Annotated in this window: 26 protein-coding genes; 3 read left to right on the forward strand and 23 right to left on the reverse strand. The window is 66.4% G+C overall.

Annotated features, from left to right (window positions below):
- A complete protein-coding gene (locus HMPREF3151_RS06265; protein WP_070474692.1) occupies positions 1-621 on the reverse strand; it encodes a carbonic anhydrase in 621 nt (206 codons plus the stop codon).
- Between HMPREF3151_RS06265 and HMPREF3151_RS06270 the strand changes: the two genes are divergently transcribed.
- Complete coding sequence (locus HMPREF3151_RS06270) at positions 620-1501, forward strand: HhH-GPD family protein (protein ID WP_070474694.1); 882 nt, start codon at positions 620-622, stop codon at positions 1499-1501. The genes HMPREF3151_RS06265 and HMPREF3151_RS06270 overlap by 2 nt on opposite strands.
- On the opposite strand, the gene HMPREF3151_RS11565 is transcribed toward HMPREF3151_RS06270, so the two are convergent.
- Positions 1480-1650, reverse strand: coding sequence for a DUF4236 domain-containing protein (locus HMPREF3151_RS11565; protein WP_074432070.1), 171 nt, complete (start codon positions 1648-1650; stop codon positions 1480-1482). The two genes, HMPREF3151_RS06270 and HMPREF3151_RS11565, sit on opposite strands and share 22 nt — an antisense overlap.
- 90 nt (positions 1651-1740) lie before the next feature.
- Here HMPREF3151_RS11565 and HMPREF3151_RS06275 point away from each other — a divergent pair, with 90 nt between their 5' ends.
- Positions 1741-3132, forward strand: a complete 1392-nt coding sequence (locus HMPREF3151_RS06275) for a lipase family protein (protein ID WP_070474696.1) — start codon at positions 1741-1743, stop codon at positions 3130-3132.
- Here HMPREF3151_RS06275 and HMPREF3151_RS06280 read toward each other — a convergent pair.
- The 19 genes from HMPREF3151_RS06280 to dacB form a co-directional block, all read right to left on the reverse strand.
- Positions 3075-5804 carry an ATP-dependent Clp protease ATP-binding subunit gene (locus HMPREF3151_RS06280; protein WP_070474698.1) on the reverse strand — a complete coding sequence of 910 codons (2730 nt, stop codon included), beginning with the start codon at positions 5802-5804 and terminating at the stop codon, positions 3075-3077. The genes HMPREF3151_RS06275 and HMPREF3151_RS06280 overlap by 58 nt on opposite strands.
- Before the next feature lie 130 nt (positions 5805-5934).
- Positions 5935-6237, reverse strand: a complete 303-nt coding sequence (locus HMPREF3151_RS06285; RefSeq protein WP_070474700.1) for a CHY zinc finger protein — start codon at positions 6235-6237, stop codon at positions 5935-5937.
- Positions 6234-7049 (reverse strand): MetQ/NlpA family ABC transporter substrate-binding protein, encoded by an 816-nt coding sequence (locus tag HMPREF3151_RS06290; protein WP_070474702.1) that lies wholly within the window; start codon positions 7047-7049, stop codon positions 6234-6236. Before HMPREF3151_RS06290 ends, HMPREF3151_RS06285 begins: the two co-directional genes overlap by 4 nt.
- Before the next feature lie 75 nt (positions 7050-7124).
- Positions 7125-8816: a phosphoenolpyruvate--protein phosphotransferase gene (gene ptsP / locus HMPREF3151_RS06295; protein WP_070474704.1), complete on the reverse strand. Its 1692-nt coding sequence runs from the start codon at positions 8814-8816 to the stop codon at positions 7125-7127.
- Positions 8809-10866: a glucose PTS transporter subunit IIA gene (locus tag HMPREF3151_RS06300; RefSeq protein ID WP_070474706.1), complete on the reverse strand. Its 2058-nt coding sequence runs from the start codon at positions 10864-10866 to the stop codon at positions 8809-8811. Before HMPREF3151_RS06300 ends, ptsP begins: the two co-directional genes overlap by 8 nt.
- A 78-nt stretch (positions 10867-10944) precedes the next feature.
- Positions 10945-12456, reverse strand: coding sequence for a lysine--tRNA ligase (gene lysS, locus HMPREF3151_RS06305; RefSeq protein ID WP_070474708.1), 1512 nt, complete (start codon positions 12454-12456; stop codon positions 10945-10947).
- A gap of 16 nt (positions 12457-12472) precedes the next feature.
- Positions 12473-13729, reverse strand: a complete 1257-nt coding sequence (locus tag HMPREF3151_RS06310) for a hypothetical protein (RefSeq protein WP_070474710.1) — start codon at positions 13727-13729, stop codon at positions 12473-12475.
- A gap of 20 nt (positions 13730-13749) precedes the next feature.
- Positions 13750-14541, reverse strand: coding sequence for a pantoate--beta-alanine ligase (locus HMPREF3151_RS06315; protein ID WP_070474712.1), 792 nt, complete (start codon positions 14539-14541; stop codon positions 13750-13752).
- Positions 14542-15216: a 6PGD fold domain-containing protein gene (locus HMPREF3151_RS06320; RefSeq protein ID WP_141741345.1), complete on the reverse strand. Its 675-nt coding sequence runs from the start codon at positions 15214-15216 to the stop codon at positions 14542-14544.
- Positions 15217-15243: 27 nt separating this feature from the next.
- Positions 15244-16044 (reverse strand): DUF6779 domain-containing protein, encoded by an 801-nt coding sequence (locus HMPREF3151_RS06325; RefSeq protein WP_070474781.1) that lies wholly within the window; start codon positions 16042-16044, stop codon positions 15244-15246.
- A gap of 10 nt (positions 16045-16054) precedes the next feature.
- The gene (locus tag HMPREF3151_RS06330; protein WP_070474716.1) at positions 16055-16522 is read right to left on the reverse strand and encodes a DUF3180 domain-containing protein; all 468 of its coding nucleotides are present in this window, start codon (positions 16520-16522) and stop codon (positions 16055-16057) included.
- The gene (folK, locus tag HMPREF3151_RS06335; RefSeq protein ID WP_070474718.1) at positions 16519-16977 is read right to left on the reverse strand and encodes a 2-amino-4-hydroxy-6-hydroxymethyldihydropteridine diphosphokinase; all 459 of its coding nucleotides are present in this window, start codon (positions 16975-16977) and stop codon (positions 16519-16521) included. Before folK ends, HMPREF3151_RS06330 begins: the two co-directional genes overlap by 4 nt.
- A gap of 3 nt (positions 16978-16980) precedes the next feature.
- Positions 16981-17352, reverse strand: coding sequence for a dihydroneopterin aldolase (gene folB / locus HMPREF3151_RS06340; protein WP_070474720.1), 372 nt, complete (start codon positions 17350-17352; stop codon positions 16981-16983).
- Positions 17345-18187, reverse strand: coding sequence for a dihydropteroate synthase (folP, locus tag HMPREF3151_RS06345; protein ID WP_070474722.1), 843 nt, complete (start codon positions 18185-18187; stop codon positions 17345-17347). Before folP ends, folB begins: the two co-directional genes overlap by 8 nt.
- 3 nt (positions 18188-18190) lie before the next feature.
- Entirely contained in the window at positions 18191-18766 is a 576-nt protein-coding gene (gene folE / locus HMPREF3151_RS06350; protein ID WP_070474724.1) for a GTP cyclohydrolase I FolE, read from the reverse strand.
- Entirely contained in the window at positions 18759-21089 is a 2331-nt protein-coding gene (ftsH, locus tag HMPREF3151_RS06355; RefSeq protein ID WP_070474726.1) for an ATP-dependent zinc metalloprotease FtsH, read from the reverse strand. Before ftsH ends, folE begins: the two co-directional genes overlap by 8 nt.
- Before the next feature lie 11 nt (positions 21090-21100).
- A complete protein-coding gene (gene hpt, locus HMPREF3151_RS06360) occupies positions 21101-21700 on the reverse strand; it encodes a hypoxanthine phosphoribosyltransferase (RefSeq protein WP_070474728.1) in 600 nt (199 codons plus the stop codon).
- Positions 21701-21813: 113 nt separating this feature from the next.
- Positions 21814-22698, reverse strand: coding sequence for a tRNA lysidine(34) synthetase TilS (tilS, locus tag HMPREF3151_RS06365; RefSeq protein ID WP_070474730.1), 885 nt, complete (start codon positions 22696-22698; stop codon positions 21814-21816).
- Positions 22698-23951, reverse strand: a complete 1254-nt coding sequence (gene dacB, locus HMPREF3151_RS06370; protein ID WP_070474732.1) for a D-alanyl-D-alanine carboxypeptidase/D-alanyl-D-alanine endopeptidase — start codon at positions 23949-23951, stop codon at positions 22698-22700. Before dacB ends, tilS begins: the two co-directional genes overlap by 1 nt.
- Positions 23952-24025: 74 nt before the next feature.
- Between dacB and HMPREF3151_RS06375 the strand changes: the two genes are divergently transcribed.
- Positions 24026-24559, forward strand: coding sequence for an inorganic diphosphatase (locus HMPREF3151_RS06375; protein ID WP_070474734.1), 534 nt, complete (start codon positions 24026-24028; stop codon positions 24557-24559).
- 65 nt (positions 24560-24624) lie between these two features.
- Here the strand turns inward: HMPREF3151_RS06375 and HMPREF3151_RS06380 are convergent, their stop codons facing one another.
- Positions 24625-25569, reverse strand: a complete 945-nt coding sequence (locus HMPREF3151_RS06380) for a zinc metalloprotease (RefSeq protein ID WP_141741346.1) — start codon at positions 25567-25569, stop codon at positions 24625-24627.
- A gap of 44 nt (positions 25570-25613) precedes the next feature.
- Positions 25614-26450 carry a hypothetical protein gene (locus tag HMPREF3151_RS06385; protein ID WP_070474736.1) on the reverse strand — a complete coding sequence of 279 codons (837 nt, stop codon included), beginning with the start codon at positions 26448-26450 and terminating at the stop codon, positions 25614-25616.
- Positions 26451-26575: the final 125 nt, after the last annotated feature.

Genomic DNA, 26575 nt, shown 5'->3' on the forward strand with positions numbered 1-26575 from the left:
TTAATCGCCGAAGTTTTCGTAGGTGGTCTCGACACGGCCGTCGGACAGGCGGTACCGCGCGCCGACCACTCCGACCGTCTTCTTCTCCAGTCCGGAAATGACAGACGGGATACGCGCCACCAGGTGCTCCGCGCCATTGCGGGCGTGCGCCTGCTCCACCTGTTCACCGCGGGTCTTCGCCTCGGCCACGGCCGGCGAGATCTTCTCCACAAACACGCGCGTCAGCCCCGGAGGGATGTCGCCCGACTCGAGCGCGGAAACAGCGGCACCTACCGCACCGCACTTCTCGTGGGCGAGGAAGAGCACCAGATCCACCCCGAGGCCGTCCACTGCGAACTCGACGGAGGCGGACACTGCGGAGTCCACGCAACCGCCGGCGGTGCGGATGACGAAGATGTCGCCGAAGCCGGCGTCGAAAAGCAGCTCAATGGGCACGCGGGAATCCGAGCAGCCCACCACGCACACCGCCGGGTTCTGGCCGGAGGTGAGCTGCTGGCGGGTAGCGGGGTCGCGGCGCGGGTCCGCGGTGTTGCCGGTGGCGAAGCGCTCGTTGCCGGCTTTCAGCAGCTCCCACACCTCGCGGGGTGTGGTCGCGGCCTGGAGATCGGTTACGTCAGTCATGACCACTATTGTTGCACGCATTGTGACGAAACTGCGCCCAAACAAGATCATCGATTGGTACCGAGCCAACGCCCGCGAGCTGCCGTGGCGAAACTCGTCGACGTCTCCCTGGGGCGTGCTGCTCAGCGAGGTGATGAGCCACCAAACCCAGGTCGAGCGCGTCGCTCCGATCTGGCAGGAATGGATGGGGCGATGGCCCACCCCGGCGGCGTTCGCGCAGGCTGGCACAGACGAGATCCTGCGCGCCTGGGGCAGTCTGGGCTACCCGCGCCGGGCTCTGCGCTTGAAAGAATGTGCGCAGGTCATCGTGGATGAGCATGGCGGGGTGGTGCCGGAGGACGTCGATAAGCTGCTGGCGCTCCCCGGGATCGGCGACTACACCGCGCGGGCGGTGGCGTGCTTCGCGTACGGCAAAAATGTGCCGGTGGTGGACACGAACGTGCGGCGCGTGGTGGCCCGCGTGGAGCGCGGCGAGGCGCTCGGGGCGCCCGGCAAGAAGGAAATCGAGCAGGTTGCGGAGCTCTTGCCGGAACAGAATGGCCCCGAGTTTTCTGTTGGGCTGATGGAGCTCGGCGCGCTCGTGTGCACGGCGCGGGCGCCGAAATGCAGGGAGTGCCCGGTGAGCGCTGAGTGCGCATGGCTCGCAGCCGGCAAACCGGAAGCCGAGGTGAAGAAGCGCTCGCAGAAGTTCCACGGCACCGACCGCCAAGTGCGCGGCAAGATCATGCGTCTGTTGCGGGAGTCCGACAGCCCAGTGGAGCAAAAGCTTATCGACGACCTCTGGCACGACCCCGCACAGCTTTCCCGCGCGCTGTTTTCACTGCTCGAGGACGGCCTGGCCGAACAAGACGAGAAGGGTTACTTCCACCTGCCGCGGTAGTGCAGCCCGCCGGGTAGCTTCACGTACACGCCGCCGCGGGAGTTGAAGGTGACCGGCCCGATCTTTTTCGACGCGGACACACCGGACTTGGAGTAGTTGAGCCAGCTGCCGTCGCTGATCTTTTGGCGCTTGCGGTACTGAATTCCCATGGGCGGGAGCTTACACTGCTTTCCATGCGTAAACGGTGGTGTCTTTTTGCTGTCCCTCTCCTGATTTGTCCCTCTGCGCACGCTGAGGATTTGAGCGCGGAGTCCCTGTCGTCGTTGTCGTCGGTCGGCTCGTCCACCTTCGAGGTGATCGGTGACGCGTCGTCGCTTTCGTCTCTCCCAGAGATGTCATCGCGGGCGCTTGACGGCGCGGCGGGTAACACTCCTGGAAAGCTCGACGCGAAAAAGTGGGTGCTGGGCACCAACGGCAAGCGCATCCGCTACACCTCCGTCAACGAGCGCGGCGAGAAGGTGCCGGTCACCGGCGCGCTATACGACCGTCCGTTTGCAAAGGGCCTGATCGTTCTCGCCCCCGGCACGCGCGGCCTGGGAGACCAGTGCGCGCCGTCGGCGGCGTCGTCGATGCTGTCCTCCCTTGGGCCCAACGGCACGGTGAACATCAACTACGAGGTGCCAATGGTGCAGATGCTTCTCGACGACGGCTACCGCGTGGTAGTTACCGACTACATGGGCCTGGGCACCGACGGCCTGCACACCTACCTCAACCGCGTCGACCAGGGCCGGGCAGTGATTGACGCCGCCCGGGCCGTAGCCAAACGGGGCGAAAAGGTGGCGTTCTGGGGCTACTCCCAGGGCGGTGGAGCAGCTGCGGCGGCCGCGGAGCTCGTCGGCGACTACGCCCCGGAGCTCAACGTGGTGGGCACCTTTTCCGGCGCTCCCCCGGCCGACCCCTTGGGCGTGCTGCAGCAGGCGTCCGCACCGATGCTCACCGCCGTGGCGGGTTTCGCCGCCGCCAGCTACTCGGAAACCTACCCCGAATTCCACGAGGCTCTCGACGGTTATCTCACCGACAACGGCAAGGCCCTGCTGGAGGACCTGAAAACGTCGTGCGTTATCGATGCGTCGATGAACGCCCCGAAGATCACCGACGACATGTTCGTCGACGGAAAGACGTTCGCCGAGATCGCGGAAGAAGACGAGCGCATCGGCAAATACCTCGAGCACAACAAACTGGGCAAGGTGAAGCCGAACGCGCCGATCATGGTGCTGACCAACCCGGACGACGACCTTGTCCCGGAGCCGCAGGCCACCCAACTGGCCGAGGACTACTGCGCAATCGACGCCGACGTGGAGTACCGCCGCGTGGTGGTGCCGGGGTCGCCGACGCAACCCTTGTCGTCCGGCCGCCGCGAGCTCACCCCGCGCGCTCCGGGTTCCGGCCACGCGCTGCCGCTGGTGCTGCAGACCGGCAACGTTTCAGACTGGTTGTCCGACCGCTTCAAAGGCAAGCCCATGAAACAGGTGTGCCCCTCCGACCACCCCGAGTATGAGGTGGTGGAGGGGCTCAACGCCGTAGAGATCACAGCAATCGTTGTCGCAATCCTCGGCGCCTTGGGCTTGTGGGCTTACACCGGCTCGGGGCCGTTGCCCTCGTTGCCGTCCTTGCCCTCGTTGCCCTTCTGATCTTCGCGCTCGTCCGGGAACTCTGAGGCCTCGGACTCCGGCTGGGTGTGCTCCGGTTCGATGTCGCGGACCTCGTCCTCGGGCTCCACGTCGAAGGCCTCGGCTGGCAGCGGGCGCGGGCGCGGCGTGAAGGTGAACTTCGCGTCCGGCGCAGCCTTGCCGCGCTCCTTGCGTGCGGCCTCGACGTCGCCGTCCCAGCCCTCGACGTCCACGGTGATGATCTCGCCGGCGCCGATCTCGCCGAACAGAATCTTCTCCGACAGGATGTCCTCGATCTCGCGCTGGATCGTGCGGCGCAGCGGGCGGGCGCCCAGCACCGGGTCGAAGCCGCGGACCGCGAGCAGGTTCTTCGCGTTCTCGGTCAGCTCGATGCCCATGTCCTGCGCGGCCAGGTTCTTGTCCACGCGGCCGATGAGCAGGTCCACCATCTTGACAATCTCGTCCTGGCTGAGCTGCTTGAACACCACGATCTCATCGATGCGGTTCAGGAACTCAGGGCGGAAGTGCTTCTTCAGCTCGTCGTGGACCTTGCCCTTCATGCGCTCGTACTGCGCATCGGAATCCGCGGCGGTGTCGCCGGTGAAGCCCAGGCCGACCGGCTTGGAGATATCCGAGGTGCCCAAGTTCGAGGTAAAGATCAGCACCGTGTTCTTGAAGTCCACGTTGCGGCCCTGGCCGTCGGTGACGTGCCCCTCCTCGAGGACCTGCAGCAGGGTGTTGTAGATCTCCTTGTGCGCCTTCTCGATCTCGTCGAAAAGCACCACGCTAAACGGCTTGCGGCGCACCTTCTCGGTGAGCTGGCCACCCTCTTCGTAGCCGACGTATCCCGGAGGGGCGCCAAAGAGGCGCGAGGCGGTGAAGCGGTCGTGGAACTCGCCCATGTCCACCTGGATCAGGGAGTCGTCGTCGCCAAAGAGGAACTCAGCCAGAGCCTTGGACAGCTCCGTCTTACCCACACCGGACGGGCCGGCGAAGATGAAGGAGCCGGACGGACGGTTCGGATCCTTCAGGCCGGCACGGGTGCGGCGGATGGAGCGGGAGACGGCTTTGACTGCCTCATCCTGTCCGATGATGCGCTTGTGCAGCTCATCTTCCATGTGGAGCAGGCGGTTCGACTCGCTCTCGGTGAGCTTGAACACCGGGATGCCGGTCCAGTTGGCCAGCACGTCCGCGATCTGGTCCTCGCCGACCTCGGCAATCTCCTCCAGGTCGTCGGAGCGCCACTTCTTCTCTTTGGCGGAGCGCTCCTCCCCCAGCTTGCGCTCGGTGTCGCGCAGGCCGGCGGCCTTTTCGAAGTCCTGGGCGTCGATCGCCGCTTCCTTTTCCTTGCGCACCTCGGAGATGCGGTCGTCCACCTCGCGCAGGTCTTCCGGGGCGGTCATCCGCTTGATGCGCATGCGGGCGCCGGCCTCGTCGAGAAGGTCGACGGCCTTGTCCGGCAGGAAACGGTCGTTGATGTAGCGGTCCGACAACGTTGCCGCCGCCTTGAGCGCGTCGTCGGTGTAGGACACGCGGTGGTGCGCCTCGTAGCGGTCGCGCAGACCCTTGAGGATCTGCACGGTGTCCTCGACGGACGGCTCGTCCACCTGCACCGGCTGGAAGCGGCGCTCAAGAGCCGCGTCCTTCTCAATGTGCTTGCGGTACTCCTCCAGCGTGGTCGCACCGATGGTCTGGAGCTCGCCACGGGCCAGCTTCGGCTTCAGCAGCGACGCCGCATCGATAGCACCCTCGGCGGCACCTGCACCGACGAGCGTGTGGATCTCGTCGATGAACAGGATGATGTCGCCGCGCTGGTTGATCTCCTTGAGCACCTTCTTCAGACGCTCCTCGAAGTCGCCGCGGTAGCGGGAACCGGCGACAAGGGAGCCCAGGTCGAGGGAGTAGACCTGCTTGTCCTTCAGCGTCTCCGGGACCTTGCCGTTGGCGATGTCCAGGGCGAGGCCCTCCACAACGGCGGTCTTACCCACACCGGGCTCGCCGATGAGCACCGGGTTGTTCTTGGTGCGGCGCGACAGCACCTGCATGACGCGCTCGATTTCCTTGTCGCGGCCGACAACCGGGTCGAGCTTGCCTTCCTTCGCCGCTGCGGTGAGGTTGCGGCCGAACTGGTCCAGCACCAGCGAGTTGGAGCGCTCGCCGCCCTGTGGGCCGCCGCCAGCGCGCGGACCCGCGCCGGCACCCGCGAAGCCCGGCTGGCCCTGCTGCGGCGACTCCGGGTTCTGGCCCTCGCCGCCCTCGTAGCCGGACAGCAGCTGGATAACCTGCTGGCGCACGCGCGGCAGATCCGCGCCGAGCTTGATCAGCACCTGGGCTGCCACGCCGTCGCCCTCACGGATGAGGCCGAGCAGCAGGAACTCGGTGCCGATGTACTTGTGGCCCATCTGCAGGCCCTCGCGCAGAGAAAGCTCCAGCACCTTCTTCGCGCGCGGAGTAAATGGGATGTGGCCGGTCACCGGCTGGGTGCCGTGGCCGATAATGTCGATGACCTCGCGGCGCACGTCGTCGAGGTTGATGCCCATGGACTCGAGCGCCTTCGCTGCGACGCCCTCGCCTTCCTTGATCAGGCCGAGCAGGATGTGCTCGGTGCCCATGTAATTGTGGTTGAGCTCGCGCGCCTCCTCCTGTGCAAGGACGATGACGCGGCGGGCCCGGTCTGTAAACCGCTCGAACATGTGGCTGACCCCTTCTTTCCTAAATCAGTTGTCCACCACCATAACGCTGGGGTCCGACATCACTTCCCTGGTTTGTTCGCATGTACCCGCAAGGTCGTCGATAAGCGCAGGTGAGAGGCAATGTTCACCCTTAGCGAACAGGCCTGAAATACACGTCCTCGTGGGCCTTGCAGCCGGGGTTAAAAGGGTGCCCGCACGAGGGGCAGGACGCGCCGTATTCGGCATGCGTCATCATGCGCCCGCACGCGCCGCACATCACGGAGGGCAATTGCCTATCGACGGGCACAAAGCCGTGATCGGCCAACTCATCGTGGCACAGCGAACAGGCCCATAATTTCTCGCAGGCCCCGCACGTGTTGGCAGCGACGTCGCGCTCGGAGTGCCAGTGAGCGCAACGCCCTTGCCCGTCGACGTCGATTCCGTAGATCATCATGAGTTCGCCGGGATGACCGAACCTTCGTACTTCTGCCGGATCCACTCAGCCGTTTCCGGCGACGAGAGGTCCGCAGCCAACTTCTCCATTCGCGGATCCTTCGCCGCTTCTTCGTTGGCCGCGAGGATGTTCACGTAGGGGTTGTTCTCCGGGCTCTCCGCGATGACTGCATCCTGCGCCGGGCTGAGCCCAACCTCCAGCGCGAAATTGGATGTGGCAATAACGCCGTCGACGGTCTTATCCGAAAGCGACTGGATGACCAGAGTGTCCTCCACCGGCACGATCTCTACATTCTTCGGGTTCGAAGCGATTGACTGCAGGTTGATCTTGGACACATTGTCCGGATCGACGCCCTGATCCAAACCGATGACCCCATTCGCCTCGAGCAGTATAAGCGCTCGAGCGAGATTGGACGGTGAATTATGCGTCACGATTTTCGCGCCGTCCTCCAGCTCATCAATGGCGTCGATAGCGTTCGAGTACATTCCCAACGGCTCAATGTGGACGCCGACGACGTTGACCAGATGTTCGCCGGTCTCATTCTCCCAATCGTGGAGGTACGGCGGGTGCTGATAGAAATTCGCGTCCGCAGAGCCGTTAGATACCGACATGTTCGGGTCCGGCCCGCCGGGAACAACTTTGACGTCCAGCTCGTAGTCCGGATTGGACTCGTCCACATACCGCAGGATTTCGGCATGCGGGGTGGCTTGTGCAAGCACCGTGATCGGCTCGTCTTCAGCGGACTCAGCCGAACACGCAACGGCAGCGAAACTCAGAGCAGTGGCCAACGCGGCTGCTGCGAAACGTTTCATGGAAACTCTCCTCATATAGAAAGACTGTGCTGTCTATGTAGATTAGACAGCACAGTCTTTCTCCGGAAGATTTACTTACAGCAGATCCTTCAGCACCGGATCAGCGAGGTTCAGCACGGCTTCGCGGGCGCCCGCGGCGGTGCGGGCGTCGACGGCGAAGTTGGCCATCTGGCGGCAGGTGTCGAAGTCGTGCAGGCGCAGAGCAGCGCGCACGGCGTTGACCTTGCCCGGGGCCATGGACAGGGACTTCACGCCGAGGCCCACCAGTACGAGCGCCATGAGTGGGTCGCCGCCCGCTTCGCCGCACACACCGACCGGCTTGCCGGTGGCGTCGCCGCCGCGGCAAGTCTCGCGGATCATGGACAGCACCGCGGGCTGCCACGGGGAGAGCAGCTCGGCCAGCTCACCCTGCATCCGGTCCGCCGCCATCGTGTACTGCGACAGATCGTTCGTGCCGATGGAGGCGAAGTCCACCTCTTCCAGCACCTGCCAGGCGCGGATGGCGGCCGCCGGGGTTTCCACCATCACGCCGACCTTCTTCAGCCCAGCGCCGCGGGCGCGCTCGGCGAACCACTTAGCTTCTTCCACGGTTGCGACCATCGGGGCCATGACCCACAGCTCGGAGCCGGGGACGTTGCGGGTTGCGTTTGCAAGCGCCTTCAACTGGGTGTCCAGGAGGTCTTCGCGCGCCTGCGAGAGGCGCAGACCGCGGCGCCCCAGCGCGGGGTTTTCTTCCTCCCCGAGGTCCGCAAAGGACAACGGCTTGTCCGCGCCGGCGTCCAGGGTACGCACCACAACGCGGCGGTTGCCGAAGGCCTCGAGCACCTTCGTGTAGGTCTCGGTCTGCTCTTCCAGGCTGGGTGCGGAGTCGCGGTCGAGGAAGAGGAACTCGGAGCGGAACAGGCCGGAGCCTTCGAGGTCGTAGCCCGCAGCCGTCTGCGCGTCCTCGGCGGTGCCGGTATTCGCCAGCAGCTTGATCTTGTACCCGTCGCGGGTCGCGCCCTCGCCGGAGGAGCCGGCCAGGGCAGCCGCACGGCGGCGGGAGCGCTCCTCCAGCTCGTCGACGTCGGATGCGTTCGGTGCGACGATCACCTCGCCGACGCCGCCGTCGAGGGCGATCAGCGGTGCGTCGACAGTCGCCTCCGCGATGCCCTTGACCTGCACAGCGCACGGAATGCCCAGCTGCGCCGCCAGGATGGCGGTGTGCGACGTCGCGCCGCCTGCCTCGGTGACGATGCCGAGGACCAGGTTCTTGTCCAGCGTCGCCGTTTCCGCCGGCGCGAGGTCGTGCGCGATCAGGATGGACGGCTCGGTCAGGTCCGGGATCCCCGGCTCCGGCAGGCCCCGCAGGCGCGCGGTTGCGCGGTCGCGGATGTCGTAGAGGTCGGTGACGCGCTCTGCCATGTAGCCGCCGATCTTACGCAGCTTGTTGGCGTAGAGCTCCACCGCGTCGTGGATCGCCTTCGTCGGGCCGGTGCCCTTCTTCAGCTCTTTGTCGATGCCGCGGATTAACCCCTTGTCGGTTGCCAGCCCCGCGGTTGCGTCCAGCACGGCTTTCGCCGAGTCCGAGTTGGCGTGCTCGGCGCGTGCGGAAAGCGACGCCGCAACGTCGTGAAGCACAGCGCGGATGCGCTCGCTGTCGGCCTCCGGATCAGTGGAGGCGGGCTCGTGCTCGTCGATGCCCACGGCGGGCGTGACCACGGCGATCGGACCGGACGCGGTGCCGGCCGATACGCCGATGCCGTGCAGGACGGTGCGGTTAGACATTCGTGTTCACCTCAGTTGTGACCTCGAGAATAGGATCGCCGGCGACGACCGTGCCGTCCGCAACGTCACCCACGCCGCCAAGCTTCTTCGAGTTCACCACTGTAGTGATAACCGTCGTGTCCACGCCGTGGCCAGCGATGGCGGCGAAGTCAACCTCCGCCAGCGGGTCGCCCGCGTTGATCATCTGCTTCTTCTCCGCCAGCGGGGTGAAACCCTCGCCGCCGAGCTTGACCGTATCCACGCCGATGTGGACGAGCAGCTCCACACCGTTATCCGTCTTGATGCCGTAGGCGTGACCCGTCTTCGCCACGGAAATCACCTTGCCGGCCGCCGGGGCGACCACGGTGAGCTTGGCGTTTTCGGGGGTGATGCCAACGGCCTGGCCGAGGGCGCCGGAGGCAAACGCGGCGTCAGAAAGTGCTTCCATCGCGACCGCCTGGCCCGCAACGGGCGCGAGCACAGTGGCATCCGCATCGCTTGCCGACGTCAGCTTCGCCGGGTCATCCGTGGCCGTGACCTCGTCCTCGACCAGCTCGGCCTCCTCGGCTTCGTCGGCATTGCGCGCGGCAGCGGCGCGGGCGAGCGCGTCCGCCTTCTCCTCCGGGGTGCGGTAGTCCGTGATGAAGATGATGATGAAGGAGGTGAAGAAGGCCACGGCGATGGCGATCATGTAGACCCACATCGGGTCGAACACGAACATGGTCGGGATGGAGGTGAACACGAAGGCGTTCGTCTTCACGCCGCCGAACGGGGTACCCAGGATCGCGATAGTCAGGCCACCAGCGAAGCAGCCCACGAGCATGCGCGGGTAGATCTTCTTGTAACGCAGGTGGATGCCGTAGAGCGACGGCTCGGAGATGCCGCCGAGCAGGCCCGCGGCAAGCGCGGAGCCGGAGGTCTGGCGCATCAACGGGTCGCGGTCGCGCAGGGAGATCGCCAGCACCGCCGCGGTGGCACCGAAACACGCGAAATTCCAGGCGCCCATCGGGCCCTGGATGAAGTCGTATCCGAGGGTGTCAATGTTCACCAGCATCAGCGCGTTGAGCGGCCAGTGCAGGCCCAGCGGCACCAGGAACGGGTAGAGCATCGGGATCAGCAGGGCGAATACGAACGGCGCGTTGCCGTTCATCCAGGCCAGGCCGGTGCCGATCCAGGCGCCGAGCAGGTAGCCGAACGGGCCGATAAGAAACGCGGTGACCGGGATCATGATCAGCATGGTCAAAAACGGCACGAAGACCATGTGCACCGCGGACGGGATAATCTTCTGCAGGCCCTTGTACACCAGGGCAGCCACGGCAGCCATGATCAGCGGCACGAAGACGTTGCCGTCGTAGCCGTTGAGGATCATGGGCAGACCGAAGACATCGACGACGTCGGTTGGCGCGCCGAACAGATCGATCACTCGCGCGTCCGGGTGGTCGGGCAGTTCCATGAAGTTCGGGGTGAACAGCGCCAGCATGATCGCGGCTGGCACCCACGGGTCGATGTCCAGCTTCTTACCCGCGTTGTAGGCCACCGCCACCGGCAGGAAGAAGAACACGGAGCTCCACATTGCATCCACGAACTGCCAGCCAGGGGTCTTCACCTCGGCGCGGAAGTCCACAAGGTGGAACGCGTCGAGCACCGCGGCGAAGGCAATGATCAGCGAGGCGCCGAGCAGCACACCCAAAATAGGGCGGAAGGAGTCGGAGAGGTACTCAAAGAAGGCGTCCAGCCACGGCATCTTGCCTTTGGCGCGTTCGCGCTGCTGGGCTTTGAGGTCCTCGTTGGACACGTCGCGCCCGGCCATCTCGGGCAGCTTGTTCATCGCATTGTACACGGTGGCCACGTCGCCGCCGACGATGACCTGGTAATGGTTGCCGCCCTGCGGGACGGCACCCATGACCTTGGGGTTTGCCTCGAGGCGGTCCTTGTCGGCCAGGGAAGCGTCGTAAAGCTCGAAGCGCAAACGTGTCGCGCAGTGCGTCATCGACGCGATGTTTTCCGCCCCGCCGATGCCGGCGAGGATGTCGGCGGCCTGGTCTTGCAGGCTCGCCTTGGTGGTTGCCATGCTGATGCTCCTTTCAACCACAACGGTTGGTCGCATCAAACGTTAGTTGGTTATAACCACCACACACAACTGCGGAAGTTAGGCCTCCGGCTTCACCATCGGGAAGAGCACCGTCTCGCGAATGCCCAGGCCGGTCAGGGCCATCAGCAGGCGGTCCACGCCCATGCCGCAGCCGGCTGTCGGCGGCATGCCCTGCTCCATCGCGGCGAGGAAGTCCTCGTCGAGCTGCATCGCCTCGTCGTCGCCGGCGCTGGCCAGGCGGGCCTGGTCCTCGAAGCGCTCGCGCTGGACCACCGGGTCCACCAGCTCGGAGTAGCCGGTGGCCAGCTCGAAGCCTCGGACGTACAGGTCGAACTTCTCGGTCACACCCTTTTTGCTTCGGTGGTCGCGGGTCAAAGGCGAGGTCTCCACCGGGAAGTTGACCACGAAGGTCGGCTCGTAGAGCTGGTCGGAGCACAGCTCCTCCCAGATCTCCTCCACCAGCTTGCCGTGCAGCCAACCGGCGTTTTCCGGCACCTTCAGGCCGATGGTTTCCGCGATGCCCTTGAGCGTGTCCACGTCGGTGTCGATGGTCACTTCCGGCTGCCCCGGGAACTTGCGCTGCAGCGCCTCGTTCAAGCTCGGGTACATCTCCAAGACCTTCCACTCGCCGCCGAAGTCGTACTCCGTGCCGTCCGCAAGCGTGACCTTCTGGGAGCCGAAGACTTCCTCGGCGCAGAACTGCACAAGCCCCTTCATGGTGGCCGCGCCGTCCTTGTAGGTGCCCCACGCCTGGTAGGTCTCCAGCATGGTGAACTCCGGGGAGTGGGAGGAATCCACGCCCTCGTTGCGGAAGTTCCTGTTGATCTCGAAGACGCGCTCGATGCCGCCGACCACAGCACGCTTGAGGAAGAGCTCCGGCGCGATGCGCAGGTACAGGTCGATGTCCAGCGCGTTGGAGCGGGTGACAAACGGACGTGCCGCGGCACCGCCGTGCAGCGTCTGCAGCATCGGCGTCTCAATCTCAACGAAGTCCAGACCCGTGAGGTACTTACGCACCGCGGCGATGACCTTGATGCGGGTCATGGCGTTGGTGCGCGCATCCTCGCGCATGATCAGGTCGGTGTAGCGGCGGCGCACCCGCTGCTCCTCGTTCATGTCCGCGAACGCCACCGGCAGCGGGTTGAGCGACTTCGAGGCCATGTGCCAGGACTTCGCCATCACGGACAGCTCGCCGCGACGCGACGAGATGACGCGGCCGCGCACGGAGACGATATCGCCCAAGTCCGTGTCGGCCTTCCACCGGCCCAGCGCCTCTTCGCCGACCTCAGCCAGGGAAAGCATGACCTGCAGTTGCGTGCCGTCACCCTCCTGCAGGGTGGCGAAGCACAGCTTGCCGGTGTTGCGCTGGAACATAATGCGGCCGGCAACGGCGACCTCGTCCTGCGTCTCCTCGCCCGCTTCCAGCGTGCCGTCGTACTTGGCGCGAAGGTCCTTCAGAGACGTAGTTCGATCGACTTCGACGGGGTAGGCGTCCCGCCCTTCGTCGATAAGCCTCTGCCTCTTCTCCCGGCGGATTTGCTGCTGCTCTGAAAAGTCCTGCGTAGTCACGGCGAATAATCGTAGCTTATTCGCACACGGGGAGGTCCAGTCGCTGGTTCTCCGCGTCGAAACCATTGACGATGAACAGGTACTCCGGCTTGTCCTGCGGTGTCATCACATACGCTGGCGGGTTAGCCTCCGGCAGCTCGTAGGAGTAAATCGTGCACTCGCCAGAGCCCAGGACCACGGCCTCACTCAGGTCCGGCACAGCATCGTCGCGGTCAGACTCGGAAGCATACTGCGCGACAGAAACACCCAGCTCATCGTTAGCGCAGCGGATCTTGCCCACCTGGTCGGTGTCCAGCGAGCCCGGCTCGCACGCGAGATCCTTCCAGCCCTTCTGACCGGCGCGCTCGGACACGACATTCGGGTAGTCCTGCGCGATCTGCGTCTCCGCACCGGCCCAGTCCTCGCCGCGGTGGGTGCTCCAGTACCACAGCGCCGCCAGCGCAATCAGCAGCAACGCGAGGATGGCAATGATCCACGGCCACGGCGCCGTCTTTTTCTGCTTCGTCGGAACCGAGCGCACGTAATTGCCGTCCGCGCCGTAAGCGTAGGGCTCCGGTGGCTTGCGGTAGCCGTCCTGCGGGCGCGGCGCCACGGACTGGTCAGGCTTTTCAATAGCCACCTGCTCCGCCGGGGCGGTCTCCAGCACTCCGGCGCAGGTGCGGGCGCCGGTACGCGGCGCGTCGCCAGTCATCAGCGCGACCACGTTGGCGAACTTCTCCACGTTGCCTTTCGCCGCGGCCTCGTCGCTCTCCGCCGGGTCAGTGCTCGGCCCCACCAGGGTGAGCTTGACCGGGGTGGTGGACCACTGCGGCTGCACCAACAGGCGATCCGGGGTGATGGAGCGGGAGACGAAGCCAGACAGGCCCTTCAGGTCGTAATCGTCGATCGCCTCGGCCACCGGCGCAAGCAGATCGCGCACCTCCTGCGGGGTAAACGCGGCGCCCTTCTCAGCGATCACGTCCGACAGCGGGGTGCCGGTAGGCACCTCGCGCAGGACGAACAGCTTGCCGTCCTCGGTGGTGCCCACGCTGCGCGGCTGGAACGCGCCCGGGTGCGCCGCCAGCGCAAGGCGAGAGTTCAGGGTGTTCACGTCGTCGCCGACTGCGGAATCCACAGGGGCGTTGAAAACCTCCACCTCCACGCCGTGGCCCGTATCGTCGGTGGCGGTGTACAGCGTGGACGTCTCAGTGGTCCCGGTCTGTTCAACCTGCTCCGGGGTGAAGGTGAACCCGAAGCGTTCTGCGAGCATTCCGGCGATGGTGGCGTTGGACATGCGCGAGAGTCTACCGGGTGTCATGCTTCGACGTGTTTGAAGCCGACCCCGAGCGGCAGCCCGACATTGTCGGTTAAGCGCACCCCGTCCAGATCCACCGCGCCCAGCAGCCGCGCGTCTCCCTCCTCGGGCGCCTCCCGCATGGCGAGGTCTCGCAGTTCCAGGTATGCGGGTGCGACGCCGGCGGCGTCGAGGACACCGCGCGCGGTTTCGATGACTTTGGCTTTTCCGTGCTCCGCGGCGTGCGCCCCGGCCGTCAGCGCGGCCGAGAGCGCGAGCGCAGCATCCCGCTTATCGACGGCGACAAGCGCGTTCCTGTTCGACAGCGCCAAACCATCGGGTGTGCGCACCGTGGGCACGCTGTGGAGCTTGCACTCCATGCGCAGCCCGGATACCGCGTACTGGGTAGCCACCAGCACCTCGAAGTCCTTCTCCCCCAGCACCACGTCCGTGGCGTGGGTGGCGTTGATCGCGGCGAGGATCCGCGCGACCTCCTTCTGCGTGTCCTGCGGGTCCTCCAGCGGCTCCACGCCGGAATCCACCCGCACGGTCGTGGCCAGCTCCCCGTGGAAGACCACATCCACCTTCTCCCGGGCGAAGACCTCGGGGACCTCGTCGCCGGAGAACGTCACCACCACGTAGGAACCGAGCAGCGACTTCGCCGCCCGGATGAGCTCCACGTGCCCGCCGTGAATGTCCGTGCCCAGCGGCACAACCACCACCGACTTGCCTATCTTGCGGAATGCCCGGCCGTAAGTGGCCAGCATCCGTTCGTCGGTGACCACCACCGCCTGACCTGGTTCGAAAGCCATTTATCCTCCCTCGTATTTCTGAATCACCCACAACTCGGTGTCGGTGTCCTGGTCCACCTCGCCGCGCCTGCGCGCCAAATCCACAAACAGGCGGCGAACGCCCGGATCCGGCAACGCGTGGACGAGCTTGTCCAACTGCTGCGTGCTGTAGGCGCTTCGGGGCGCCGGCGGGGCCTGAAGAAACTGGTGCGCCACCGCATCGAACCCCGGCACCGCGTCGGCGAGGATCGCCTGCGCGTCGTCGCGGATAACGGATTCCATCGACCGTAGCTCCTGGGCGGCGGCGATCGCGGGGCGTGCGTCGTCGTTAATGCGCAAGCTCACCCCGCCTATCTCCGCGATGAGCAACCCCACCACCGTCTCGCCGAGCTCGTCGGCGGCTGAGGTGACCCACACGTTGCCGAAGATGTTGTGGGCGCACATAGTGATGGCCTGGGCAACCTCTACGTCATCCAGCAACTGCTGGCCCTCGTCCAGCGCGGTGTGCAGAAACATCTGCCGCGGGCGGGCGTGCTCGGCCAGGACCTCGCAGGCGGTGCGGATGTCGGCCGCTGGGGCGTCGAGAAGCACAAGATCCACGTGCGCGACCGCGCCGGGGTCATTGGCGATATCCAGCGGACGCACCGTGTGGCCGGCGCGCTCGAAACGCTCCGCCAGCGGTGAAGCACCAAACACCGCCCCCACCAACAGGCGAGGCGGCATCTACTTCCCCCGACGGGCGAGCAGCTCGGCCACGGAAACCGCGTTCTCGCCCCGCTCATCGGCGCGGCGACGGCCCGGACGGCGCTCCGGCTGCGGCTCAGGAGTTGGTTCCGGCTGCGGCTCTGGGGTTTGCTCTGACTTCGCCTTCTCCGCCTCCCGCTCGCTGATCAGGTCCGACAGCGGGTTGCGCGCCGGGCGGGCCGACGGCTGAGTGCCGATGCGCCCCGCGATCGCGTCCGAGCTCGGCGCGCCGGTCGGACGGGAGGGGCGCACGCGGCTGATCACGACAGTGTCGTCCGTGGACGGGCTGTGTGCCGGCTGCGGCTTCGGCTCAGGTGCGGGTTCCGGGGTTGGCTCCGGCTTGGGCTCCGGCCTCGATTCCAACTCGCTGATGCGGCGGGCGCGGGCCTGCACGGCGGCCGGCTCGTACTCGAAGACGCGGCCGTTGAGCTCCTCCAGCTGGGCGCGCAGCGCCTGGATCTGCTCCTGCAGCTCGCGCAGCGTCTCCACGTCCACGGAGGACGCGGGATTGGACTCGAGCGCTTCCCGGTGACGCTGCTCCTGCTCCTGGATGCGCTGCTCGGCGGCTGCGGCCTCGGCCGTGGCGGCGTCGCGGTCCCGGCGCACCTTGGAATTGATCAGGATCCCGGCGGCACCCGCCCACAGCGCGAAGATCAGTGCGACCTTCAGCGCGTTGGCGGAGTTGGTGAACAGCATGACCACGGTGCCGATGACAGCGACCACAAAAGGCACGATGACCCACAGGCTCGCGCGGTCTGGGGACGCATTCTGGGCACTCATGCCCAACACTCTAGCTAACGCCTTGGCCCTCGTTGGGCGGCGACACCTCGCAGTTTTTCTCCAGCCAGACCCCGGCTGCGCACAGCGCCAATCCGCCCAGGGTGCCGGCGACCAGCGGCGGGACGTCGCCAGGCGCCGCTTCGAGCACGCCAAGTTTGGTCACCACGAAGCTCAGCGTGCCGCCGTACAGGCCGCCGAACACGGCTCCCACCCAGGCACTGGCCTTGCCGAAGACCATGAAGTTCGCCGCCTGCATGGGGTTGAGCTGGCTGCGGTCCAGCCCGACCTTGCCTTCCTTGCGGCGTTTGCGCACCACCAGCGCGAGCCACGCGGCGATCACGGCCATCACCCACAGCGACAGCGGCACCACCATGCTCAAAGACTCCAGCAGGTTGTAGAACCGGCGCACCAGAATCACCGCCGCTGCCGCGAAGAACCCGGCAACCGCGATCAAGCCCTCGTACGGCGTGCGCTTCACAGTTTGCGCACCCCCTGGTCTTCGAGGTTTTCAAGCAGCTGGCTTATCGACGCTCCGTTGAGCTCCGCACCTGGATCAATCTCGAGCCAGGGCTCGAGCACGAACTGGCGCAGGTGCGCGCGGGGGTGCGGCACGGTCAGCTCCGGGTCGTCGGAGGTGTAGCCCTCGATCCAGATGATGTCCACATCCAACGTGCGCGGGCCCCACCGCTCTTCGCGGACGCGGTGGGCGCGCTGCTCCAGCTCCTGGCAGCGGGCTAGTAATTGCCGCGGGGTGTCGGTGACGTCCACCAGCAGGGACTGGTTCAGGAATTCCGGCTGGTTTGTGTTTCCCCACGGCGCGGTGGCGTAGACGGAGCTTGCTGCGAGGGTTTCGCGGGCGAACTCGTCGGCGACCGTCTGCAGGTGGGCGCGCGCGTCGCCCATGTTGGACCCGGAGGACAGCACGGCACGCATCGGCTACATCCGCTTCCGGGAGCGGCGCGCCACCACCGCGACGTCGTCGAACACGGCCGGGATCGGCGCGTGAGGCTTGTGCAGGGTGACCTCCACGGCGTGCAGGGCGTCGTAGCTGCGCATCGCGGTTTCGGCGATTTCCACCACCACCGTCTCAATGAGCTGGCGCGGGGTGCCGGTGGCGATCTTCAACGCGGCTTCGGAAAGCTCGGCGTAGTTGACAGTCTGCGTCAGATCGTCGTCGCGCGCCGCGCCGGCGAAATCCAGCCAGCAGGTGATGTCCAGCGAAAACGCCTGCCCGAACTCGGTTTCGTGCTCGAGCACGCCGTGGTTGGCGTGGAACTGCAGGCCCTTCAGCTCAATCCGGTCAGCCATTTTTCCACCTCTCAGCCACGTCCACCGCGTCCCGCGAGACCGCCACCTCGTGCACCCGCACACACCAAGCCCCGGCCTGGGCAGACAGTGCGGTGACTGCGGCGGTGGCGGGGTCGGCGTCGATAGGCGAATGTTCCAGGCCGCGCTGCTGGCGGACTTCCATGAGGAAGCGCTTGCGCGAGGCGCCCACGAGGATGGGGAACCCGCTCGCGATGAACTCGGGCAACGCGTTGAGCAGCGCCCAATTGTCCGCCGCCGTCTTGGCGAAGCCGAGGCCCGGATCCAGGGTGATCTGGCTTTCGTCCACACCCGCAGCGGTCGCCTTCTCCACGAGCTCCGCCAGCACCTCGTGCACATCCCCCACCACGTCGCCGCCGTGGTCCGCAGAACCGGATGCGTTGACGAACGCGTCCGCGCGCCAGTGCATCAGGCACACCGGGAGTTTCGTTTCCGCCATCACGCGGTACATGTCGTTGTCGGCGAGGCCGCCGGAGACGTCGTTGATCAGATCCACGCCCTCCTCGGCCGCGGCCAGCGCGGTTGCGGCGCGCATGGTGTCCACGGAGGTGCGGATCCCGTCGGCATGCAACGCACGGATCACAGGCCGGATGCGCTCCGCCTCCACCTCCGCCGGGACGCGGGTGGCGCCGGGGCGGGTGGATTCAGCGCCGACATCGATGATGTCCGCGCCCAAGCGCACCAGCTCGTGGGCGTGCGCGATGGCGTCGTCAGTGGCGAGCCACTTGCCGCCGTCGGAGAACGAATCTTCTGTGACGTTGACAATGCCCATCACGCTGGTGCGCCCCGGCACGGTCAGATCGGCAACGGTAGTCATCTTCTATCCCCTAATCAGGCTCAGCACTTCCGCGCGCGAGGCCGCGTTGTTCTGGAAGCCGCCGCGCACCGCCGAGGTGGTGGTGGTCGCGCCCGGCTTGCGGATCCCGCGCATGGCCATGCACAGGTGCTCGCACTCGATGACCACGATCACCGCAGAAGCATTGAGCTTATCGACGATCGCGTCCGCAATCTGCGCCGTCAGCCGCTCCTGCACCTGCGGGCGCTTCGCGTACATGTCCGCCACCCGCGCCAGCTTGGACAGGCCGGTGACCTTGCCCTCCGGGCCCGGGATGTAGCCGATGTGCGCCTCGCCGTAAAACGGCACCAGGTGGTGCTCGCACGTGGAGTAGATCGGGATGTCACGCACGAGCACCAGCTCGCGGTGGTTCTCGGAGAACGACTTCTCCAGGTGCACCTTCGGGTCCTCGTGCAAGCCCGCGAAGACCTCCTCGTAGGCGCGCGCGACGCGGGCCGGGGTTTCCACCAGGCCTTCCCGGTCCGGGTCCTCGCCGACCGCGATGAGCAGCTCGCGCACGGCGGCCTCTGCGCGCTCCCGGTCGAAGTTCGCGTTAGTCATCGTCCCTCCTGTGCTTCGGCGCGCGCTCCTCGCGCGGCAACTGGGCGGTCTCCGCATCCGGCGTCGTCTCCGGCTCCGGGCCGCGAGAGGCGTGGTCCGGGCGCTCGTTCTCCGGCAGACGGAATCCGATCTGCTCTGTGTTTTCCGTCGGGTAGTTGCGGGCGCCCGGGTGCTGCTGAGGCTGCTCTTGTTTCGGCGCAGGTGCTCCCTTGTACGTCCAGCCCTCCGGGGGCTTCGGGCCGCCGTACTGCGGCTCGTTGTGTTTCGGCTGCTGCCAGCGGGTGGAACCCTTCTTCGGCGGCTGGTTCTGCTCTGTCTCGCGCTCCTTCCGGCGGCGCTCGCGGGTGGCCTTGGACGCCTCCAGGATGGAGAAACGCTTCGGCGGCTCCTCGCCGCGCTCCTTCGCAATCTCAACCGGGGTCTTCACCGGCTCGCGGTCCGCCTGGCGTCCGAAGCGCACGTCGTGCGCCGGCAGTGCGGGGCGGGTCGGCTCGACGGTGTCGAAGATGGCCTCCAGGTCGCCGCGGCGCAGCGTCTCCTTCTCCAGGAGTTTCGACGCCAGGGTGTCCAGCTCGTCGCGGTAGCGCTCCAGGGTGGCGTAGGCGACCTGGTGCGCTTCGTCGAGAAGCATCTGCATCTCCTCGTCGATCTTCGCGGCCACCGCCGGCGAGTACTCCAGCGAGCCGCCCGAGCCGCGGCCGGAGAAGGGATCGCCCTGCTCCTGGCCGTACTTCACAGGGCCGAGTGCGGAGGTCATGCCGTACTCGGTGACCATCGCGCGGGCGATCTTGGTGGCCTGCTCGATGTCGTTGGACGCGCCCGTGGTCGGCGCGCCGAAGACCAGTTCCTCGGCGGAGCGGCCGCCCATGGCAAAGACCATGCGGGCGAACAGCTCGTCGCGGGTGTACATGCCCTTGTCGTCCTCGTCGGCGGTCATGGCAAACCCGCCGGTGCGGCCGCGGGCGAGGATGGTCACCTTGTACACGCGCTCGATGTCCTTGAGCGCCCAGGCGGCGAGCGTGTGGCCGCCCTCGTGGTAGGCGGTGACCTTCTTCTCGTGCTCGGAGATGACCTTGCTGGAGCGGCGCGGGCCGCCGATGACGCGGTCCGTCGCCTCCTCCAGCGCGTCCGCGGTGATGACGTTGCCGCCGATGCGGGCGGTCAGCAGCGCGGCCTCGTTGAGCACGTTGGCCAAATCTGCGCCGGACATGCCGGCGGTGCGCTTGGCCAAAGCGTCGAGCGAGACGTCGTCCGCAAGCGGCTTGTTCTTGGCGTGCACCTTGAGAATCTGCGCTCGGCCAGCGATGTCCGGGTTGGTCACCGGGATCTGGCGGTCGAAGCGGCCCGGGCGCAGGAGCGCCGGGTCCAGGATGTCCGGGCGGTTCGTCGCCGCGATGAGGATGACGCCCTCGCGGCCGGAGAAGCCGTCCATCTCCACCAGCAGCTGGTTCAGGGTCTGCTCGCGCTCGTCGTGGCCGCCGCCCATGCCGGAGCCGCGCTGGCGGCCCACCGCGTCAATCTCGTCGACGAAGATGATGCACGGGCTGTTCTCGCGCGCCTGCTTGAACAGGTCGCGCACACGCGAGGCGCCCACACCGACGAACATCTCCACAAAGTCGGAACCGGAGATGGTGTAGAACGGCACACCCGCCTCGCCGGCCACGGCGCGGGCGAGCAGCGTCTTACCGGTGCCGGGCGGGCCGTAGAGCAGCACGCCGCGCGGAATCTTCGCGCCGAGCTCCTCGTACACGGTCGGGTCGGTGAGGAAGTCCACCACCTCGTGCAGCTCGTCCACCGCCTCGTCGGCGCCGGCGACGTCCGCGAACGTATTGGTCGGGTTGTCCTTGGTCAGCTGCTTCGCCTTCGAGCCGCCGATGCCGAACGGCCCACCGCCGCCCGCCTGCATGCGGTACATGAAGTAGAAGATCAGGCCGAACACCAGGATCATCGGCAGCATGAAGCCGAGCATGGACATCAGGAAGGATTCCTGCGTCACGTTCGTCTCGTACTTGTCCGCGCCGGACTCGCGCACCGCGCCGAAGATCTCCGGGGTCGTGCGTGCCGGGTACTGCGAGGAGATTGCCTCGACGCCCTCGCGCTCGTCCACGGTGATCGGCTCGCGCAGGTCGATGCGCACGCGCTGCTCGCGGTCGTCGATCTGCACTTCTTCCGCGTTGTGGTTCTGCAGCTGCTCAATGGCAACAGAGGTATCCACACGCTGGTAGGCGCGAGAATCGTCCCCGATCAGCGTGAGCAGATACAGGACGATCAGCGCGATGGCGCCAATGATGCCCCACCGCAAAACCTTTTTATTTTTGCTCATAAACCTTTGTTCTAGTCAGCGTCTGAGTACACGCGCGGGTGCAGCGTGCCCACATACGGCAGGTCCCTGTAACGCTCGGCGTAATCCAGGCCGTAGCCGATGACAAACTCGTTGGGGATGTCGAAGCCGATGTCCAGCAGATCAATCTTGGCCGTCTGCACCTCCGGCTTGCGCAGAAGAGTAACGACTTCGAGGCTCTTCGGGTTCCGGTTACGCAGATTGCGCAGCAGCCAGGACAGGGTCAGGCCAGAATCGATGATGTCTTCCACCACGAGCACGTCGCGGCCGGCGATCTCCTTGTCCAGGTCCTTCAGGATGCGCACCACGCCGGAGCTGGTGGTGGAGTTGCCGTAGGAAGACACGGCCATGAACTCCATCTCCGCCGGGATGGTCAGCTTGCGCGCGAAGTCGGTGAGGAAGAACACCGCGCCCTTGAGCACGCACACCAGGATCAGGTCCTCTTCCGAGTCGCGGTACTTCTCCGAGACCATGTCCGCCAGCTCCTGGATGCGTTCCTGGAGTACGTCTTCCGGGATGAGAATCGCCTCGACGTCATCGCCGTAGCGGTTCGCTGGGACGTTGAAGTCCTTGGTGTCGTGCAACTCGGTCATGGGCTGGCCCTTCCCTTTCGCGGTTCTAGCGCTTCAGTTTGCGTTTACGTGCGCGTAACTTCCACATCTTGCCACCTGCCAGGCTGTAGGTACAACCATCTGCGGGGTTCGGGTCAGTGCATAGCCAGCTGTCCACCCTCGCGCACCACCGCACGCCCGCCCGCGACAGCCACGGGCCCTTGCCCGTGCCAATCGACAACCAAGGCTTCCACCGCGTCGAGCTGGTCCCCTTGCAGCGGCACGCCTTGTCCCAGAAGCCATGCTGCTAATCGACGCCTCCGGACCGGCCCTGCATCGTCTGCCAACTCCGCACAGGAGGTCGTCGGCGCGAGGTCGGTCAGCGACGCAATGAGGGCTTGGTCCGCCGCGATCCGGTCTGCCGTTGCCGCGAGCGCGGGGACGGCGTCGCCGCCGAGCAGCTCGCTGAGCAGGGGCAGCACCTGATTGCGCATTGCCACGCGGCGGAAGGCCGGGTCGGCGTTCATGGGGTCGTGCCACGGATCGAGGCGGAGCTCCTCGCAAGCCCCGACGGTGTCCGCGCGGCGGATGCCCAGAAACGGCCGGACGATGCGACCGTTGCGCGGAGCCATGCCGGACGGGTTGCCGCGCAGCGCACCGAGCAGGAGCGTTTCCGCCTGGTCGTCGGCGGTGTGGCCGACCCAGACGTCGGCCCCGTATGCCAGCAGGGCCTCGTACCTGGCGCTTCGTGCGGCCGCCTCCAGGTTGCCCCCGTCAACCTCGACGCGGACGACTTCGGCTGCGAGGCCGAAGGCTTCTACTGCCCGAACTGCCCGCCTGGCCACCTCCGCCGACCCGTCCTGGATCCCGTGGTCCACCACCACGCAGCGCACGTCCCTCTTCTCTGCCGCTGCCGCGGCGGCTAAGGCGAGCGAGTCGGGCCCGCCGGACAGGCCGATGATGGCGGGGGCGCCGAAGGGGCGGAGTGCTCGTCGACAGGCAAGGAAGTGCGGCGAGCGGCGCGGCCAGAACGGCTCCATCAGAATTCGCGCAGGGCGGAGGTGAACTCGTCCATGGCGCGGCGCGCGGCGAGGACGTCGGCGTCGTTGCAGATCAGGGCGAACGTGTAGACATTGCCGTTCACGCTGGTCACAGTGCCGGCAAGCGACGCGGTACCGTCGAGCGTGCCCGTTTTCGCGCGCACCCAGCCGCGGCCGGCGAGGTCGCTGTAGCGGTCCAGGAGCGTGCCTTCGCCGGCGGCCACGGGCAGCGTGGCAAGCAGGGGGCGCAGCGCGGGCTGGGCGGTGGCGTCGTACAGCAACGCGTCCAAAAGCTTCGGCGCGATGAGGTTGTCCGCGGACAGCCCGGAGTTGTCGCGCAGCACGAGCCCGGCCGTGTTGAAACCGCGCTCCTCCAGCACGCTCAGGGTCGCGCCCGGCGCGTCCGTGGTGCCACGCGCCAGTGCCACCTCGCGGCCGATGGCCTCGGCGTAGACGTTGTCGGAGTTTTTCATCATCAGCTCGAGCCGCTCCACCAGCGTCGGCGATTCCACCGCGGCGACAACCTCGCCGTCGCCGTGGCCTTCACCGACGTTCTGCGCGCCGACGCGGTTCGCCAGCGCTTGCGCCACCTCGAGCGCCGGGGTGTGGGAGCGGGCCACGTCGCCGGAAGTTTCGCCGTTTATGCGCCCGCCGGAAAGCATCGCCGGCTGCAGCGGCGCGACGAACCCGCCGTCGATGTCCAGCGGATCCCAGCCCGGCATCAGCTCCGGCATGCCGTCCCACGCGGAGGTGTCGATGAGCACCGTGTCGGCCTGGCCCACCTGCTCTGCGAGCTCGTCGAGTGCTTCGGCATCCAGCCACACGTCGCCGGCGGCCTTGATCACCACTTCCCCCGGGTTTGCCCCGCGCACCACCTCGGTGGTGATACGGTCCTGCGCGCCCAGGCTGAGCAGCGCCGCCGACGCGGTGAGCACCTTCGTCACACTCGCCGGCTTCAGTGCCTCGTCGGAGGCGCGGTCGAACACCGCGTCGCCGCTGCTGGACTGCGTGACGTGGCCGTGGAACACGCCCAGGTCAGGGTTGTCGGCAAGTGTTGCCAGGGTGGTTCGCAGCGAAGCGTCGTCGATAGGCGAAGGCACCGCCGGCTCCAACGCGGACGGGGCCGACTGCAGCTGGTACGGCGGCGCGTGCGTGATCTCCGAGAGCTGCTCGTGCGCCGCGATGCCGAAGCCTGCGACACCGCCGACCGCAGCGAGCGCGACGGCGCCTGCGACCCAAGTCCATACCTTCATCGGCCAAAATGGTAGCCGAAGTATGATGGCGTGCGGACATTCACCAATTTCAGGCACCGAACAAAGGAGAAGTAATGGCTATCGAGGTCATCATCGAGATCCCCAAGGGCTCCCGCAACAAGTACGAGGTCGACCACGAGACCGGCAAGGTCTTCCTGGACCGCTACCTGTTCACCCCGATGGCGTACCCGGCGGACTACGGCTTCATCGACAACACGCTCGCGGACGACGGCGACCCGCTCGACGCGCTTGTGATCACCCCGGAGCCCGTCTTCCCGGGCGTCACCGTGATCGCGCGCCCGATCGGCGTGTTCAAGATGACCGACGAGGCCGGCGGCGACGATAAGCTGCTCTGCGTCATCGACGACGTGCGCTACGAGTCCTACCAGGACATCTCTGACGTCTCCGACTTTGTCAAGGACGAGATCGAGCACTTCTTCGTGCACTACAAGGACCTCGAGCCGAACAAGGAAGTCACCGGTTCCGGCTGGGGCGACAAGGCCGAGGCGGAGAAGATTCTTCAGGCCGCGCTCGACGAGTTCGAGCGCGTCGGCGACAACTCCCGCAAGAGCCTCGAGGAAGAGAAGGAAGCCAAGACCGCCAACTAATTTGCTTATCGACGGCTAAAGCCGGGCCCGCATTCGTGCGCTGGCCCGGCTTCTGTTTTGCGCTGCTAGAACCAGCTGCGCATGAACGCGAACCCGAGGCCGATTGCGGAGATCGCGGCCGCGGCCACCGGCAGGATGAGCGCCAGCGGCGAGACGTGCTTCGGACGCTCGGGGGTGGGCTCCGGCGCGATCGTGGTGTCGATCACGGTCGTGCGCCGCTCGGTGGGGGTTTCGCTTGTCGACGGCTGCGCTTCCGGCTCCCTCGTCACCGTCGTCCGGATCGGTGTCGGGGCAACCTCGATGGTCGTGGAGTTGCGCTCGCCGACCCACTCGTAGACGTTGCCGTTGTTCGCCGGGGTTGGCGTCGGGGTGGGCTCTGGGGTGGGGGTGGCGGAGCTCGTCGATAGGCGAACTGCTCGCAGGTTGTTCGCCTGGATGAGCACCTGCGTATCCAGCGGCTGCGGGGTCTTGGCCACCTTGCCGCGGTTAGAGCCGTCCTTCATCAGCGCGCCGTCGCAGGAGTGTGCCAGGCCCATGGCGTGGCCGAGTTCGTGCGCGATGGTCATGACCAGGCTCTCGTAATAGCCGTTGCGCAGAATGTCCGGGTTGAGCAAAAGCTCCATGTTGTTCACGTTGCCCTGCACGCGACCAACCACGTAACCGCCGAGGTTCGCTTCGCGCACCGTGACTACCTTGTAGCCCGGGTGATCCACGTACTCAAAGCGCATCAAGCCGCCGGTGGCGCTGGCCCACTGGTCGGTTGCTTGAGTGATGTACGGCTTGTACTTCGCCGGCGCGAAGATGCGCAGCACGCCGTTGTCGACGGCGTTTTCGTTGCTACTCAGCAGATAGTTGCCGATGTTCGGGATCGGCTCGCCCATGTTCGCCGCTGCGGTGGCGGCGCGGCACTCCCGGCCGACTGGGTCAACTGCGGCCTGGGCCGGGGTGGCGACGGTGCCTGCCACGACGGCGGCGGCACAGCACGCTGCAATCAGATGTCTATAATTCACCAACCCAGAGAACACCATTCTCCAAGCTGGCGCAAATCTGCGGGCTAAATCAGGCGGCGGCGCGCGAAAGCGAAGAAGCCGGCACCCAGTGCGCTGGCCAGCGCGAGCGCGAACAGCGCACGGACGACAGTGTTGGAGCCGGTCTCCGCCCCCAGGCCGCGGGCAGGCGCGGCATACGGCGCCGCGACCTGGTTATCAGCTGCAGCTTCGACAGCCTCGCCCGCAGCACGCGCCGCCTCGAGCCCCTGGCGTCCAATCTCACCCGCATTGGCCCGGACCATCGCCTCGGAGTCGGCGGTTTCCTCCGGGGTGACATCCGCATTGACTCGGGTGATGTCGGCAACGAAGGTGTGGCCGTCCTTGTTTAGGAAGAACGTCTCGCCGTTCAGCGTGAGCACCGGCGGGAACTTCACCAGACCGTGGGCAACCGGATCCTCGCTGGCAGGGTTCACATCCTCAGCCCCGAGCGGCTCTTCCGCCGCGTCATCGGGGGACGGAGCCGGGACGGCGGGGGCCTCTGCGGAAGTTGCGACAGACATCTCGGCGGCGTCGGCGACCTCCGGATCGGTCGGCACCGGCTCGCCGGTCGGCTGATCTGCGGGCTGGCCCTGGATCACGCCCGACTCGATCAGCCCGGCGACTGCGGCATCTGCAACAGCGACCGCACGCTCCTGCTGGCCACTGTCCAGCTGCGCGAACGGCTGCGCCGCCTCCTGGAGCGTGCGCACGTAGTGGGACCCTTCCTCATTGAGGAAGTACTGCTCACCGCGTACGTCAGCGGTTTCAGTCGGCAGGTCCTGCGCAGTCGCGGCAACCGGAACTGCGAGCAGGGCTGCGGCTGCGGCGGTAGCGACGGCGGCGGCGCGGGTGGTGCGGTACATGACGGTCTCCTAAGAGGCTCGGGGAAGCTCGAGGAGTAGAACCTCAAGCATTGGTTGAGAGTTTACACACGTTGCCCTCAATTTTCACTCCAGCAACACGGGTTTCTTACCGGTAGGTGCAGGTG

This window comes from Corynebacterium sp. HMSC05H05 (genome assembly GCF_001807265.1).
GTDB lineage: Bacteria > Actinomycetota > Actinomycetes > Mycobacteriales > Mycobacteriaceae > Corynebacterium.